Consider the following 15,396-nt stretch of genomic DNA (forward strand, 5'->3'; position numbering starts at 1 on the left):
GGCGCGATGACGTCGGACCAGCGGTGGGACCGGCTCGCGGTGCGGCCCGGCACGGCCGCCTCGGAGGTCTCGCGATGAAGGAGCGGTACGTGCTGGATCTCCGCGAGGCTGCCGAGACGCAGGCTGCGGTCGTCGGGGGCAAGGGCGCGCACCTGGGCGGGCTGTCGCGGATCGAGGGAATCCGGGTGCCGGGTGGCTTCTGTGTGACGACGGACGCCTTCCGGCGGATCATGGCGGAAGCGCCGTCGATCGACGATCAGCTTGAACAGCTGTCGCGCGTGGACCCGGACGACCGGGAGGCGGTCCGCACGCTCAGCGCGCGGATTCGTCGGGCGGTCGAAGGGATCGCCGTCCCGGCCGATCTCGCGGCGGCGATCACCCGCGAGCTCACTCGGCACGGCGAGCAAGCCGCCTGGGCCGTCCGGTCCAGCGCGACGGCGGAGGACCTGCCGACGGCCTCCTTCGCCGGCCAGCAGGACACCTACCTGAACGTCGTGGGGCCGACGGCGGTCCTCCGGCACATCAGCCGGTGCTGGGCCTCGCTGTTCACCGAGCGGGCCGTGACCTACCGCCGGCGCGGCGGCATCGACCACCGTACGGTCCACATGGCCGTGGTCGTGCAGCGGATGGTCTTCCCGGACGCGTCCGGCATCCTTTTCACGGCCGACCCGGTCACGGGCAACCGTAAGGTGGCCACCGTGGACGCCGGCTTCGGGCTCGGCGAGGCCCTGGTCTCCGGCCTGGTGAACCCGGACGTCTTCACGGTGCGGCACGGCGACATCGTCGCCAGGACGATCTCCGCCAAACAGCGTGCCGTTCACGCCCTGCCGGACGGCGGTACGCGGGAAGTGGCGATCGACGCGCGGCGGCAGGAGCGGCCGGCGCTGACGGACGCGCAGGTCCTGCGGCTCGTGGAGCTCGGGCGGCGGATCGAGGCACACTTCGGCCGCCCGCAGGACATCGAATGGTGCCTGGCCGACGATGACTTCCAGATCGTTCAGAGCCGGCCGATCACGACGCTGTTCCCCGTTCCCGAGAGCGGCGACCAGGAGAACCACGTCTACCTCTCCGTGGGCCACCAGCAGATGATGACCGACCCCATGAAGCCCCTGGGGATCTCCGTATGGCAGCTGACGGCCATGGCGCCGATGCACGAGGCCGGTGGGAGGTTGTTCGTCGACGCCACCCGGCGCCTGGCCTCGCCCGCGAGCCGGGCCGCCCTCCTGGACGTCGTCGGCAGAGGCGATCCGCTGATCAGGGACGCTCTGGAGACCGTCCTCGACCGCGGCGATTTCATCCCGTCACTCCCGGACGCGGGCCCCGGCGGGCCGCCGGAGCGCGGCGCGTCCGCCCCGGTCGAGACCGATCCGGCCATCGTCACCGAGCTGATCGAGGGCAGCCGGACGTCCATCGCCGCCCTGGAGCGGAACATTCGGACGAAGACCGGGCCGGCGCTGTTCGACTTCCTGCTGGAGGCCTTCGAGGAACACAAGCGCGTCCTCACCGATCCGCTGAGCATGCGGGCGATCATGGCGGGGATGGAGGCCACGTGGTGGCTCAACGACACGCTGCGGGAGTGGCTGGGCGAGAAGAACGCGGCCGACACGCTCACGCTGTCCGCCCCCGACAACGTCACGTCGGAGATGGGGCTGGCGCTGCTCGACGTCGCGGATGTGATCCGCCCGCATCCGGAGGTGGTGGCGTTCCTGCGGGACGTCGAGTCGATCGAGGACGACACCTTCCTGGACGAGCTGGCGAAGCTCGCGGGCGGGGCCGAGGCGCGCGATGCCATCGAGTCCTACCTCGACCGGTACGGCATGCGCTGTGTCGGCGAGATCGACATCACGCGGCCACGGTGGCGCGAGCGCCCCACCACGCTCGTGCCCGTGATCCTCGACAACGTCAGGAACTTCGAGCCGGGCGCCGCCGAGCGGCGCTTCGAGGAGGGGCGGCAGAAGGCGCGGGAGAAGGAGCAGGAGGTGCTGTCCCGCTTGCGGGCCCTGCCGGACGGGGACCGGAAAGCGGACGAGGCCAAGCGGATGATCGACCGGGTCAGAACCTTCATCGGCTACCGGGAGTACCCCAAGTACGGCATCATCAGCCGCTACTTCGTCTACAAGCGGGCCCTGCTGGCGGAGGCCGGGCGCCTCGTGGAGGCAGGTGTGCTTCCTGAGCCGGAGGACATCTTCTACCTCACGTTCCAGGAACTCCACGACGTCGTGCGCTCGCATCAGGCGGATGACCGGCTCATCCAGCGGCGCAAGGACGCGTTCCGGTCGTACCACGCGCTCACCCCGCCCCGGGTGCTCACCTCGGATGGTGAGGCCGTCACCGGGGCGTACCGGCGCGACGATGTGCCGACCGGCGCCCTGGTCGGCCTGCCGGTCTCCGCCGGGACCATCGAGGGAAGGGCCCGCGTCATCCTGGACATGGCGGAGGCCGATCTCGAGGCGGGCGACATCCTGGTCACCGCCTTCACGGACCCGAGCTGGTCGCCGCTGTTCGTCGGAATCGCGGGCCTGGTGACGGAGGTGGGCGGTCTGATGACCCATGGCGCGGTAATCGCCCGGGAGTACGGCTTGCCGGCCGTCGTGGGCGTGGAGCGGGCCACCCGGCTGATCCGGGACGGGCAGCGGATCCGTGTGCACGGAACGGACGGGTACGTCGAGATCCTGCCCTGACCGGCCACATCGAGCAGCCGCCACGGCGGTCCGGGTCGGCTTGGGCGGGTTCATCTGCATTCCCCTCGTGGCATCCCGCCGATCACGACGGATTGGGCGAAGAGCCATTCTTTGCGGCAGGTGGCCAGTCAAATGTGCACGTAACCACCAGCGGTCACAGGGCGATGGGGTTCGGATTCAATGGATTCCGGCTCGGATTTATTTCCGCCGACCGGTGACGGGACTCAGCCGTTGGCAGCCGCGGTATCGGGCGTGCTCGCCCCGCTCATTACCTCCGGCGTAATCGACGGACGGGAGCCGGCTGGACGAGAGTTGCCGTATCGCGACAACACCTCATCGCCCAGGAAGGATTCGCCGACCATGCCGTACTTCGAGGGTTCCGACGGAACGAGCCTGTTCTACACCGACTGGGGACAGGGAAAGCCGGTGGTGTTCGTCACCGGGGCCTGGCTCAGCAGCAGCTCATGGGAGTTCCAGATGCTCCCGCTGTCCGAGGCGGGCCTGCGCTGTGTCGCCTTCGACAAGCGGGGGCACGGCCGCTCGGACTGGGTCGGCCACGGATATGACTACGACACGCTCGCCGATGATCTCGCGGCGCTGCTGGATCTCCTCGACCTCCGCGAGGTGACCCTGGTGGCGCACTCGATGGGCGGTGGGGAGGTGATCCGCTACCTGACGCGCCACGGCTACGACCGGGTGAGCCGGGTGGTGCTGATGTCGGTCACCGCGCCGTTGATGGCCTGGGCGCCGGACCACCGGGACGGGATCGACCAGGGCGCCTTCGACGCCCTGCTGGCGGAGCGGTCGAAGGACCGCCCGCGGTGGATGGCCCAGAACGCACAGGCGTTCTTCGCGACCCATCTGGGCAACACGATCTCCACCGAGCTCCTGGAGTGGACGGTGCGGAGATGCCTTGACTGCTCGGCCAAGGCGGCCGTCGAGGTGATCAGGACAGGCTTCCGCACCGATCTGCGCGAGGAGGCCGCCGCGCTCCGGGTGCCGGCCTTGATCATCCACGGCGACGCCGATGCCTCCGCTCCCATCGGACTCTGCGGCCGACGGATGGCGAAGCTGGTGCCCGACAATGTCTACAAGGAGTACCCCCGCGCGGGACACGGCCTCTTCATGACCCACGCCGATGACGTCAACCAGGACCTGCTCGACTTCATCGGGACCAACTGAACCCCCGGCGGGATCAATTATCCCGACTAGGGAGCGCATGAGTTCGGTGCCCTCTCTCTTGCGCTCGCTTCCGCTCCTGTGGATGCTTGCGCTGCACCTGTGGCAAGAAGGGCATGTCTTTGTGTGGGAGCACGGGATCGTGTCCTTGTGGAATGTCAGTACCCCGCAGCTCTCGCTGCTGCGCAGCGGCGAAATGTACTGGCCGGACTTCGCCGCGAACGGCAAGGAGCACATCGAGGTCCGCCACCTCCTCAGTCACACCTCCGGCGTCTCCGGCTGGGAGACGCCGTTCAGTACTGAGGACACCTATGACTGGGACTTCCTGACTGGAGCCGGATCGCACCGATCACCCCACCGGCCCCACTCCCGTTCGACGTGGCGGCTCTGGACCCCGAGGGCCCGAGGTTCAAGACCGTCGTCGGTCCGCCGGCCAATCCCGAGGACGCGAACATTCCGGCCTGGCGACGCGCCGACCTGCCCGCGCTCAACGGCCACGGGAACGCACGGTCCGTGGCCCGAATCCTCAAGGCTCTCGCGCTGGGCGGCACCGTCGACGGCGTTCGGCTGCTGTCGCCCGACACGATCGGGGTGAGGCCCAGCATGGCGGCCTCGTGGCGGGTGAGGTCACCGGTCGTCGTCCGGGCGGCCAGGTGGGAGAGCACATCGTCGGCCGGGTCGGCGGGCTTCGACCGGAGTTGCTCGTCCAGGTACGCCAGGAGCGCGCCGCTGGCTGGCCCGGGTCTCCCTCGGGCACCGTCGGCGTGCTCGGCCGGCGCATGCCCAAGCGGAACCGACCGCGTCGGCGGGATGTCGTCGACGCGTTCGCGTGAGGATGAGCGCGGTCAGGCCTCGTGGACGAGTCGTCCCGAACTCGGCGCGGCCGCCGCCCCCCTCGAAGTAGGCGGCTGACATCCGCCGTGGTTCATGGGCGACGAGGTGCTCGATGTCGCTCTCGGCGTCCAGCCGGGTCAGCGGGAAGCCGAGCAGTTCCTCGACGAAGCGGTGGTAGCGGGGCACTCCTTGAGGCTGCCATGGCGTGGAGCCTGCCATGGGTGGTGATCCGGCGTGGTGATCCGGCGTCGGCCCTCACGCCTCCCGGCCGTAGAGCGCGGCGATGTCCTCGGAGCCGGCCCAGCCGCTGTACGTGGGCGCCTGTGGCCAGCCGTCGGGGGAGTCCTGCCACTCCTCCTGCCGCCCGTACGGCAACAGATCGATCAGTGCGAAGGAGTAACTGAGCTGCTCGGTGCCGCGGCCGTTGGTGTGCCACGTGCGGTAGACGGTGTCGCCGTCGCGCAGGAACACATTGACGGCGAATCCTCCGCCGGGCGGGGCGCCGACGTCGGCACCGAACGGGCTGTTCGCCGTGGAATACCAGGCCATCGTGTTCCCGACCCGCCGCTTGTAGGCGAGTGCCTCGTCGATCGGGCCCTGGGTGACGATGACGAACCGGGCGTCGTAGTTGTCCAGGAAGGCCAGCCGGGTGAACTGCGAGGTGAACCCCGTGCAGCCCGGGCACTGCCACTCCTCGCCCGGGAACCACATGTGGTTGTAGACGATCAGCTGCCTCTTGCCGTCGAAGAGGTCCGCCAGCCGGACCGGCCCGTCCTCGCCCTCGAGGGTGTAGTCGGGCATCTCGACCATCGGCAGGCGGCGGCGCTCGGCGGCGATCGCGTCGAGTTCCCGGGTCGCGGCCTTCTCCCGAACCCGCAGCGCTTCGAGCCGACGCCGCCAGGTGTCGGCGTCGACGACGGGCGGTAGTGCCTTGGGGCTCATGGTCCCCTCCCTGATCATGTGGGTGGCCTGCTGTCTATGTGTAGACCTCGTTCGGTCGTCGAACTCATCGGTGTCGGCCGTTCGACCGCCTGGTTCCCCGCCCGGCCGGTGAGGCGGGGGTTCGTTCTAGGATCTTCGGTATGGCGAAGCGCGCGGTCCATCGACGGGCCCGGAAGATACTGGGCGAGGAGCCCGTGGCCCTGGTCTGGTGCGAGATCCACAGGCCCATCCCCACACCGCCCAAAGAGGTGCACCGCGCCGCGGGCAAGGGACGGCTGAAGCCGGGACACCACTGGCTGCTGTACGTCGGGGCCGTCGTGTTCTTCTTCGTCGTCATCCCGATGATGCTGATCGACAAGCTGGGCGGCCGGCTCGACCGGCTGTCCCAGCCGCGACGCAACCGCGGGCCGCGGGCCGGGGAGCCGCGGACTCCGCCGGACGCCCGCCCCTCTTCCTCCGGCCGCGGCCCTGCCCGCGATCGCCGGCCGGACCCGACCCACGGCATCTTCGACGGCGACTGGAACCTGACCGCGGGCCAGCTGCTGCTGCGCTGGTACGGGCATTCGCCCAACCCCAAGCGCCTGGTCATGCTGGCCCGCGATCGTGTCTGCGTCGCCACGTCCCCGCGCCGTCGGCTGTCGCCCACCAAGGCCGACGACTTCCAGACCTTCGCGGAGTTCCCCCTCGATCAGGTCCGCGTCGAAGGCGAGGCGGGCCAGCCACGCGGATTCGCCACGTTCCGGCTCCGCTTCGCCGACGGCTCCTGGCTGGAGGTGGGACGGCTGGGCGAACCCGAGGACGCCGACCACTTCCTTCGCACCGTCAACAGCTGACGGTGGCGTTACCAGCTGATGGCGGCGTCCATCGACTGCTGCCAGTACGTGACCTTGAGGGAGTCGTCGATGTAGGCGCCCTTGGCGGGCAGCGCCGGGTGGGCGGCCGAGGAGACGTCCTCGTCGGGGGTGCGGCCCTGGAAGTGGACGGCCAGGGACTTCTCGGTGTGGCCGTTCTTACCGCTGCCGTCGGCGGCCGACAGGTTCACGGAGGCGTAGCCGGACTCGCCCGGGGCGAGCGTGACGACGGCCTGCGGCTGCGAGTCCTCGATCACCGGCGGCACCGACTGGGCCTCGCCGAAGCGGACGGCCGGGTAGTTGTAGAGGTAGCAGGGGCTGCTGCCGGTGTTGGTGACCGTGAGCAGCATGTGGTTCACGGGGCGGTTCAGGGGAGCCGCGACCGTCTTGGTGTTGGAGCCCTGGCAGGTGACGCCCTTCTTGCCACTCGTGCCGGACTTGCCGTTCCCCGACGCCGCGGACCCGTCCGTGCCCGACTTCGAACCGGCGCCGCCCGTCTTCGCGTCCTCCTGGGAGGACGAGCCGGAGGCGGACGCCGTCGAAGAGGCGCCCGCCGACGAGCCCTCATTGCGGACGCCCTCTCCGTCGTTGCACGCCGTCAGGGAGAAGGCGGCGACCGCGACGGTCGCGGCGACGGTCAGGAGACGGGTGCGGGAGGGACGAATGCTGGACATGTGGGTGTGCCCTTTCGGTGCTGCGGTGGATGTGGTGCTTGGATGACCGGAGCTTGTGGGGCGGTCCGTCCCAGCTGCCACTCCAGCCGGGCAGTCGGAGACGCTGGAACGCGGAAACGGGCTTTGACCAGGGGGAACGTAAAGGATCTGGGACGCGGGAATGGGACGCGCCGGGTCACAGGGGAAAGGGAGCAACGGTGTCAGGGACGACAGGGGCCACGGGAGCGAGGGGGGCTGCCGGGGACGCTGGGGCGTTCGCGGAACAGCTGCGGGGGCTCAAGGAGCGCTCGGGGCTGAGCTACGGGACGCTCGCCAAGCGGCTGCACATGAGCACGTCCACGCTGCACCGCTACTGCAACGGCACGGTGGTGCCGGCCGATTACGCGTCGATCGAGCGGGTCGCGCGGGTGTGCCGGGCGACCCCCGATGAGCTGGTCGAGCTGCACCGGCGGTGGATTCTGGCGAGTGCGGCGCGGGCCCGTAGGGGGTCGCCGGAGCCGGACGGGGCGGCACGCGGTGCGGGGGCGTCTGCCGACGCCGGGGCAGGAGCAGGGGCCGACGGCGGCGCCGACGCCGGGGCTGGGGCAGGGGCCGACGCCGGCGCCGGGGCGGCTGGGGCCGGGGCCCGGGAGCCCGAGGGTGCGCCGATGCCGGACGATTCGGCGCCCGGGGCCGGGGGCCGCGGACTGCCCGAGGCAGCGACGGGCCCGGCCGATTCCGCCGGTGGGCGGCCTGACGCGGCGGCGGGAACGGAATCGGCGTCCGGGGACGGTCAGCTCCGCGAATCCGGCGGAACGGGGTCGGCGTCCGGGGGCGGTCAGCTCCGCGCATCCGGCGAAACGGAATCGGCGACCGGGGTTGGCCAACTCCACGAACCCGGCGGAACGGATGAACCGGTTGTCGGCGGCGCCGTCCCACCCGCTCCCGCGCGGTCCCGGCGGCGCCGCGCCGCGCTCGTCGCCTCCGTCGCCGCGGCCGCGGTGCTGGGAGCCGTCGCGTTCGCCGTGAACCTGCCGTCCTCCGGAACTGACGGCGATGACAAGAAGGCCGCGGGGGCGGGGGCCACCACGCCGACCACCGGCCACGGCACCAACAGCGACACCGACACCGACACCGGCCGAGCGAACGACAAGCGGCGGCCGTCCGCGTCGGCCTCCCCGTCCCCGTCCCGGAGCGCGAAGACCGGCAAACCCTCCGCCCCGGCGTCGGAGCCCGCCGCCCACGACGGCGGGGGCGCCGCCGAGCGCCCCGGCGGCGCACCGGTCAACATCGCCACCCGCCCCTACGTCTACGACAGCCCGTGCAGCCAGCACTTCCTCGTCGACAGCGAGCCCGAACAGGTCGGCCCGCCCGCGGGCGAACCGGACGCGCCCCGCTGGGCCGCCGCGTACGGCGCGGTCTCCTCGGGGGAGCAGCGCGTCGCCCTCACGGTGCAGGGGACCGGGAAGGACACCGTCGTCCTGGAGGCGCTGCACGTACGCGTCGTCGCGAAGGGCGCCCCGCTCGCCTGGAACGACTACTCGATGGGCGTCGGCTGCGGCGGCGACGTCGAGACCAAGTCGTTCGACGTCGACCTCGACAACGGCAGCCCCACCGTCACCGTCAAGAACGGCCAGGGCGACTTCCCGTACAAGGTCAGCGAGTCCGATCCGGAGGTCTTCTACGTCACCGCCCACACCAAGGCGCACGACGTCCGCTGGGACCTCGCCCTGGACTGGTCCAGCGGCGACCGCCACGGCACGGTGCACCTCGACAACAACGGCGCCCCGTTCCGCACCAGCGCCGCCGCGGGCCGCCCCGGCTACGACTACCCGCTGGGCAGCAGCGAGTGGGCCAAGCGCGAGGAGTAGCCACGAACGCCGAACACGGCTGCCCGTCACCAGTACCTGTGAGCCCCTGTGCTGTCAGGACATGACCTTGTCCCGCAGGAAGCGGGTGGCCCCCGTGACGTCGGCCATGGGGAGGTCGTTGGCGGCGATCAGACCGACCTGGGTGAGAACGGACGCTTGGTCCCAGTAGATCCGTTCGCTCTCCATCAGCTCGTCGCGGAATTTCACGACCGCCACCAGCGGCACTTCGACGGTCCGTCCGGTCGCGGCCAGTCCAGGCAGCAGGAACGGAACCTCCTGGTCGTGGGCCATCCGCATGATGATCTCCTCGACGAGGAAGTCGCCGCCCACCGACCGGTCCGCTGTCTCCATGGTGGTGTTCTGGGGAATGCCCGGGATGAAGACGTCGCGGTAGTAGCTCCGTAGGCGGTTCTTGCCGGAACCACCGCTCATCGTCGGCAGATGCATCACACTGGCGTCCTCCACCATGGTGGACACCGCCAGGTCGGCATCTTTGATGACGAACTCGTACGCCGTGTGCTGCTCCCACAGCGCGACCATGTCCTCTTGGTTCACGATGTCTCCTCGGAGATCCGTCCCACCGGCCGGGGCTACTCCCTGATCAACCCCAGCCAACCAACGAACACCGTCACGGACAGGATGCGACCAGGCGTCCTCCGGCCTTACGAGTCGGGGGACGACGCCGGGCGGGCCGTAGACGCCTGCCGCGGAGGCTCCACCTCCGGGGTCAGCGCTCCGTGGCCCGGTCGATGAGGGCCTGCAGGTACAGGCCGCGGTGGGCGTCGAGTTCGGTGGGGGTGCGGGTGCGTACGGCGGTGGCGAAGTCACGGCGGAGGATCGGCCAGCACTCCTCGTGGTCGATCTCGGCGGTGTCGTAGACCAAGGGGGCTTCGGCGCCGAAGAGTTCGATGCGGGTGAGCGCGCGCGGCACGTCGACGGCGCCGGACAGGGACGCCTGGCTGACGGTGCCGTTCGCGTGTTCGCAGGTGAGTTCGATCCAGCGGCGGGAGTCGCCCGTGGCGCGGATGTCGGTGATGGGGCCGACGGCGGCGTCCAGGAGGTCGAGGAGGTGGGGTCCGAGGTCCAGCAGGGCGCCCTGTTCCAGGCGCCAGCTGGTGGCGAAGTCGCCGCCGAGAAAGGCGCCGTGGAGGTAGCAGGAGCGGGCCCCGGCGATGTCGCGGGTGCGGGCGGCGGCGAGGAAGGCGCGGGTCGCGGGGTGGTAGCGCTTGGTCAGGACCAGTTGGGAGACCACGCCGGCCTCGGCTACGGCGTCCGCGAGCCGCTGTGCGGCGGCCAGGTCGGGGCCCAGGGGCTTCTCCAGCAGCAGCGGCTTGCCGCGCTTGGCCGCCAGGGGGGCCAGCTCGGCCTGGACGGCGGGCGGGACGGCGAAGGCCACGGCCTCGCAGTGGTCGAGGAGTTCCTCGAAGCCGGCGGCGACGTGCGCCGCGTAGGGCGCGGCGGCCTGCCGGGCGGCCTCGTGGCGGCGGGCCCAGACCGCGGTCAGCCGGGTTTCGGGGCCGGTGGCGAGCATGCGGGCGTGCATCGCCCTGGCCCAGGGACCGGCGCCCACGAGGCCGACCTCCAGGGGTCGGTGGGTCCCCGCGGCCGGTTCGGTGGGGGGAGAGGGGGCGGCTTCGGTGAGGGGAAGGGGGTCCGGTTCGGCGGGGTGATGTGGGGCGGGTTCGGTGGGGTGTGTGGGCACGGTGTTCCTGTCGGTTCGGGGTGGCCCCCGCGGGGTCATTGCCGGCCCCCACGGGGTCACTGCGCGACGCGGTTGAGCCGCTCGTCGGCGCAGGCGGGTGCGTAGAGGGATTCGACCACCATGGCCGCGGCGCCGATGACACCGGCGTGGTCGCCGAGCCGTGACGTCACGACCTGCAGGTGGGCGGTGGTACGGGGGATGGCGCGCTGGTAGAGCAGCTCGCGGACGCCGGTCATGAACGGGGCCCCGGCCAGGTCCCCGGCGAGCATCAGGACCCCCGGGTTGAGGAGGGTGACCACGGTCGCCAGGACTTCGCCCGCGCGGCGTCCGGCCTCCCTGGCCAGCCGGATCGCGTCGGGGTCGCCCTTGGCGAGCAGCGCTTTGACGTCGGAGCCGGAGCGGGTTTCGGCGCCGAGGCCGGCCAGCTCCCGGGCCAGTGCCCCGCCGCTGGCCACGGCGGCCAGACAGCCGTGGGCACCGCACATGCACAGGGCGTCGGACCGGTCGTGGAGGCGGATATGGCCGATGTCGCCGGCGCCGCCGTCGATGCCGCGGTAGATGCTGTCGCTCACGACGACACCGGCGCCGATGCCGGTGGAGACCTTGACCAGGACGAAGGCCGAGCAGTCGCGGTGGTTGGCCTGGTGCTCGGCCAGCGCCATGAGGTTGGCGTCGTTGTCGACGAAGACGGAGACGGGACCGGCTTCCAGGCTGGGGCCCACATGCTCGGCGTAGGCCTTCTGCAGCCGTTCCCGGATGGGGTACTGGTCCCATCCGGGCATGATCGGCGGCTCGACGACCCGGCCCGTGTCCCAGTCGACGGGGCCGGGCACCGAGAGCCCGATGCCGCAGACGTCGGTGGCGTCGATGCCCGCCGCGGTGATCAGCTCCGGGAACCAGCGGGCCAGTTGGTCCAGGACCTCGTCCGGGCCCTGGTCGATGTGGAGCGGGCCGGTGTGCTCGGCGAGGAGGGTGCCCGCCAGGTCGAGGACCGCGGCCCGGGCGTGCCGGGTTTCGAGGTCGGCGGCGATGACCGCGGCGTGGGAGGGGTCGAAGACGAGCCGGTCGGACGGGCGGCCGCCGGTGGAGGTGCCGGTGGTGTGGCGCAGCCAGCCGGCCCGGTCGAGCAGGTCAAGGCGCTGCCCGACGGTCGATCGGGACAGCCCGGTGGCGCGTTGCAGATCGGCTCGGGTGTTGGCGCGGCCACTACGGATCAGCTGCAGCAGTTCGCCCGCGCTGACCTGGTTCGGTGTCATCATGCTTCCCCCACGCGTCAGCTCTTGTCGGCGCCGCTGGTGAGGCCCTCGGTGAGGAGGCGTTCGGCGGCGAAGAACAGAAGTACCACGGGGATGGTCAGCACCACCGATCCGGCCATGAGGACGGTCTTGGGCACTTCGATGCCGTTGGACAGCTGGGCCAGGCCCAGGGAGACGGTCCACTTGCCGGGGACGGCGGCCAGGAAGAGCAGCGCGAAGAGGAACTCATTCCAGGCGATCATGAAGACATACAGGCCGGTCGCCATGAGGGAGGGCAGGGTGAGCGGCAGGATCACCTTGCGGACGGTCTGCAGCCGGGTGCAGCCGTCGAGCGCCGCGGCCTCCTCGATGGAGGCGGGGATGGTGACGAGGTAGTTCTTCAGCATGTAGATCGACACCGGCACGGTCTGGGCGACGTAGACGATGGCGAGGCCGACCAGGCTGGAGGAGAGTCCCATCTTGGCGAAGACGACGAAGAGCGGGACGGCCAGCAGGGTCGCGGGGAACAGATAGACGGCCAGGAAGAGCGCGCTGACCTGGCGGTGGCCGAAGAACTTCAGACGGCTGACGGCGTAGGCGCCGGGTACGGCGGCCAGCAGGGTCAGGGCGACGGTCCCCAGGGACACCAGGGCGGAGTTGAGCAGGAACCGCAGGAAGCCCTGGCCGCCGTCGTCGGTGGACCGCAGCACGTCCCGGTAGGTGGCGAGCGTGAAGTCCTTGGCCGAGATCAGGAGGGATCCCGGGTCGAGCAGGAGCGCGTCGATGGGCTTCACCGACAGCAGCAGCATGTAGTAGAAGGGCAGCAGGGTGATCACGGCGAGGAACGCGATGACGCACCAGCGCAGGACGCCGAAGATCCTCTCCTCGACGTGGGCCCGGGTCAGAGCGGCCTTACGGGTCACGATTCCTCCTGGACCTTGTTGCCGAAGAGCTTGAAGTAGAAGCCCAGCAGGATCATCAGGGCGGCGGCCAGCACGAGGGCCTGGGCGGCGGCGGCTCCCACGTCGTAGCGGGCGGTGAGGAAGTCGTAGACCCGCACGGCGGCCACGTTGGTGCCCGCGCCGCCTCCGGTCAGCAGATAGACGTCGTCGAACTTGTTGAACGTCATGATGAACCGCAGGACGCACAACAGGGCGATGACGGGCATCAGTTGGGGCAGCAGGATGTGCCGGAAGCGCTGCGAGACGGTGGCGCCGTCGACCAGGGCGGCCTCTTCCAGGCCGTCGGGGACTGCCTGCAGCCGGGCGAGGATGAAGAGGAAGGCGAAGGGGAAGTAGCGCCAGCACTCGAAGGCGATGACGGTCAGCAGGGCCAGCGGGATGTCGACATGCATGCCGAGCAGATGGACCTCGTACTCGCGGGTGGAGAGGAAGGCGATGGGGTCGTCCCAGCCGAACAGGTGCCGGCCCCAGTCGTTGACGACGCCGTACTGCGGGCTGAGCGCGACCTCCCAGACGAAGGCCACGGCGACGACGGGGGCGACGTAGGGCAGCAGCATGGCCGCGCGCAGCAGTCCGCGGCCGTGGAAGGGCTTGCGCAGCGCGAGCGCCGCGACGAGTCCGAGGGCGACCGAGCCCAGTGTGGCGCCCGCGGTGTACAGCAGGGTGGTGGTCAGGCTCGACCAGAAGCCGGCGGAGTCGAAGACCTGGGCGAAGTTGTCCAGGGACCAGTTGCCGAACAGCCCCATGCCCTGGATGTCGACCAGCTTGGCCCTCTGGAACGCCAGCAGCACGGTCCACGCGATGGGCAGCACGACGACCACGAGGACCACGATGAAGGTGGGGGAGACGAACGCGAGGCCCGCGCGGTTGGCGCGGCGGCCGGCGGTCATCGGGCGGCGGCCGCGAGGGGCGGTGGGCCGGTCCGTGGGCCGAGGGCTGGTTTCCCGGCGCTGCGGTGCGCCTGCTGGGGCTGTCGTCATGAGGAGACCTTCGTGAGGTGCATGCGGGCGGCTACTGCAGGGACTTCTTGAGGGCGGCGACTTCGTCGGCGGCTTCCCGGGCCGCCTCGGAGGAGGAGATCTGCCCGCTGGTCATGGCCCCGATGGACTTCGGTACGGGCAGCTCGCCGTTGGTGGCGCCGACGAGTGCTCCTTCGCCCTGGGTGATGCCCCAGCGCCGCATGTTGCTGACGCCGTCGGCGAGCTGGTTGAGCAGCCGGGTCGGAAAGACCTGGTCGAACGGGATACGGGTGTCGACGCCGATGGGGCTGTGGCGCCAGGCGGCGAGGTAGCGGTTGGGCTCCGCGGCCGTGCCGTGCCGGACGGGGATCTTGCCTTCGGGTGCCATGCCGAACCAGGACTCGTAGCCGGAGCCCATCATGTACTCGATGAACTCGCGGGAGGCCGCCGTCTCGGCCGTCTTGGTGGTCACCCAGGAGGTGATCTCGCCGAACTGGGCCGCCTTCGTGGCGTCCGGGCCCTTCATGGCGGTGACGATGCCGCTGTTGTGCGCCAGGTACCGCGGGTCCTTCTTGCACTGGGGGCAGCTGGGCAGGGCGTCCTTGCGCAGCCCGGCCAGTTCGTCCAGCAGGAACGAGGACCAGATGATCATGGATGACCGGTCCGCGAAGTAGGTGGCGCGGGTGGAGTCCACGGTCTGGGCGCCCGGCGGGCCGTAGACGCGGGCGAGCTGGTCGTAGGTGTGGAAGGCGGTCTCGCACGGCGGGGATGCCAGCGCGACGTCGTGGTGACCGTCGACGAGCTGGCAGTCGTTGGCGAGCGCCAGGTTCTCGAAGCTCTGCGAGGTGAACACGTCGGCGGGGTCGGTGGAGGCCGAGATGCCGTCGTGGCCCTTGGTGGTGAGGGCCTTGGCGGCGGCCAGGGTCCGCTGGTAGGTGTCCGGAGCCGCCAGCCGCTTCCGGGCGAACTGGTCCTTGCGGTAGACGAGCAGCTGGAGCCAGGCGTCGGAGGGCACGCCGAGGGCGGTGCGGCCGTCGGAGGTGAGGTCCAGCGCGTTCGGATTGAAGGTCTTCCGGCCCAGCTCGGCGATGATCTTCTTCGGGATGTCGGTGTTGAGCAGCCCGTTGTCGTACATCTGCCAGACCTGGCCCATCGGGGCCGCGCCGATGACGTCGGGCAGGGTGCCGGAGGCCGCGGCCGACATGATCAGCTGGGGCATCTGGCCCTCGTCCACCCCGACGAGGTGGACCTTGATCCCGGTCTTCTTCTCGAACCCGTCGATGATCTTCTGGGTCGCCGCGGCGCGATCAGGGAGGTTCTCCTGTGACCAGACCGTGATCTCGCGGTCCGGTTTGCCCGGTCCGGTGGTGCCGGCACAGCCCGCGAGCAGCCCGATGCCCAGGGCTGCCGTGACGCCGACCGCGGTCATCCTCGACCGCCGGGTCCTGGTGTGCATGGTGTCCTCGTCTCGACTTACGTCTACTGAGCACGCATCTCAGCATCACTTTTGCTTGTTGACAAGGCGTA

At 70.5% G+C, this 15,396-nt stretch carries 13 protein-coding genes; 5 read left to right on the forward strand and 8 right to left on the reverse strand.

Going from position 1 to position 15,396, the window contains the following annotated elements; translation table 11 throughout:
• Nucleotides 1-74 precede the first annotated feature (74 nt).
• The 3 genes from rph (at nucleotide 75) to J8403_RS35370 (ending at nucleotide 4,455) form a co-directional block, all read left to right on the forward strand.
• Complete coding sequence (rph, locus tag J8403_RS35360; RefSeq protein ID WP_211126697.1) at nucleotides 75-2,681, forward strand: rifamycin-inactivating phosphotransferase; 2,607 nt, start codon at nucleotides 75-77, stop codon at nucleotides 2,679-2,681.
• A 360-nt stretch (nucleotides 2,682-3,041) separates the two neighbouring features.
• Entirely contained in the window at nucleotides 3,042-3,863 is an 822-nt protein-coding gene (locus J8403_RS35365; protein WP_211126698.1) for an alpha/beta fold hydrolase, read from the forward strand.
• 82 nt (nucleotides 3,864-3,945) lie between these two features.
• Nucleotides 3,946-4,455: a serine hydrolase gene (locus tag J8403_RS35370; protein WP_246586145.1), complete on the forward strand. Its 510-nt coding sequence runs from the start codon at nucleotides 3,946-3,948 to the stop codon at nucleotides 4,453-4,455.
• Nucleotides 4,456-4,949: 494 nt separating this feature from the next.
• On the opposite strand, the gene J8403_RS35375 is transcribed toward J8403_RS35370, so the two are convergent.
• A complete protein-coding gene (locus J8403_RS35375; RefSeq protein ID WP_211126699.1) occupies nucleotides 4,950-5,636 on the reverse strand; it encodes a DUF899 domain-containing protein in 687 nt (228 codons plus the stop codon).
• A gap of 140 nt (nucleotides 5,637-5,776) precedes the next feature.
• Here J8403_RS35375 and J8403_RS35380 point away from each other — a divergent pair, with 140 nt between their 5' ends.
• Nucleotides 5,777-6,469, forward strand: coding sequence for a hypothetical protein (locus tag J8403_RS35380; RefSeq protein WP_211126700.1), 693 nt, complete (start codon nucleotides 5,777-5,779; stop codon nucleotides 6,467-6,469).
• An 8-nt stretch (nucleotides 6,470-6,477) separates the two neighbouring features.
• Here the strand turns inward: J8403_RS35380 and J8403_RS35385 are convergent, their stop codons facing one another.
• Complete coding sequence (locus J8403_RS35385) at nucleotides 6,478-7,161, reverse strand: DUF4232 domain-containing protein (RefSeq protein WP_211126701.1); 684 nt, start codon at nucleotides 7,159-7,161, stop codon at nucleotides 6,478-6,480.
• A gap of 197 nt (nucleotides 7,162-7,358) precedes the next feature.
• Between J8403_RS35385 and J8403_RS35390 the strand changes: the two genes are divergently transcribed.
• Entirely contained in the window at nucleotides 7,359-9,011 is a 1,653-nt protein-coding gene (locus J8403_RS35390; protein WP_211126702.1) for a helix-turn-helix domain-containing protein, read from the forward strand.
• 54 nt (nucleotides 9,012-9,065) lie between these two features.
• Here the strand turns inward: J8403_RS35390 and J8403_RS35395 are convergent, their stop codons facing one another.
• The 6 genes from J8403_RS35395 to J8403_RS35420 all read right to left on the reverse strand — a co-directional run bounded on the left by J8403_RS35395 (nucleotide 9,066) and on the right by J8403_RS35420 (nucleotide 15,325).
• The gene (locus J8403_RS35395) at nucleotides 9,066-9,566 is read right to left on the reverse strand and encodes a nuclear transport factor 2 family protein (protein WP_211126703.1); all 501 of its coding nucleotides are present in this window, start codon (nucleotides 9,564-9,566) and stop codon (nucleotides 9,066-9,068) included.
• A 172-nt stretch (nucleotides 9,567-9,738) separates the two neighbouring features.
• Nucleotides 9,739-10,581, reverse strand: a complete 843-nt coding sequence (locus J8403_RS35400) for a Gfo/Idh/MocA family protein (protein ID WP_281427962.1) — start codon at nucleotides 10,579-10,581, stop codon at nucleotides 9,739-9,741.
• A 188-nt stretch (nucleotides 10,582-10,769) separates the two neighbouring features.
• Entirely contained in the window at nucleotides 10,770-11,969 is a 1,200-nt protein-coding gene (locus J8403_RS35405) for an ROK family transcriptional regulator (RefSeq protein ID WP_211126705.1), read from the reverse strand.
• A gap of 17 nt (nucleotides 11,970-11,986) precedes the next feature.
• Nucleotides 11,987-12,871, reverse strand: a complete 885-nt coding sequence (locus J8403_RS35410) for a carbohydrate ABC transporter permease (RefSeq protein WP_211126706.1) — start codon at nucleotides 12,869-12,871, stop codon at nucleotides 11,987-11,989.
• Nucleotides 12,868-13,890 (reverse strand): carbohydrate ABC transporter permease, encoded by a 1,023-nt coding sequence (locus J8403_RS35415; protein ID WP_211126707.1) that lies wholly within the window; start codon nucleotides 13,888-13,890, stop codon nucleotides 12,868-12,870. Before J8403_RS35415 ends, J8403_RS35410 begins: the two co-directional genes overlap by 4 nt.
• 31 nt (nucleotides 13,891-13,921) lie before the next feature.
• Nucleotides 13,922-15,325, reverse strand: coding sequence for an ABC transporter substrate-binding protein (locus J8403_RS35420; protein WP_211126708.1), 1,404 nt, complete (start codon nucleotides 15,323-15,325; stop codon nucleotides 13,922-13,924).
• Nucleotides 15,326-15,396: the final 71 nt, after the last annotated feature.

It is taken from the genome of Streptomyces yatensis (assembly GCF_018069625.1).
In the GTDB taxonomy this organism is placed as follows: Bacteria; Actinomycetota; Actinomycetes; order Streptomycetales; family Streptomycetaceae; genus Streptomyces; species Streptomyces yatensis.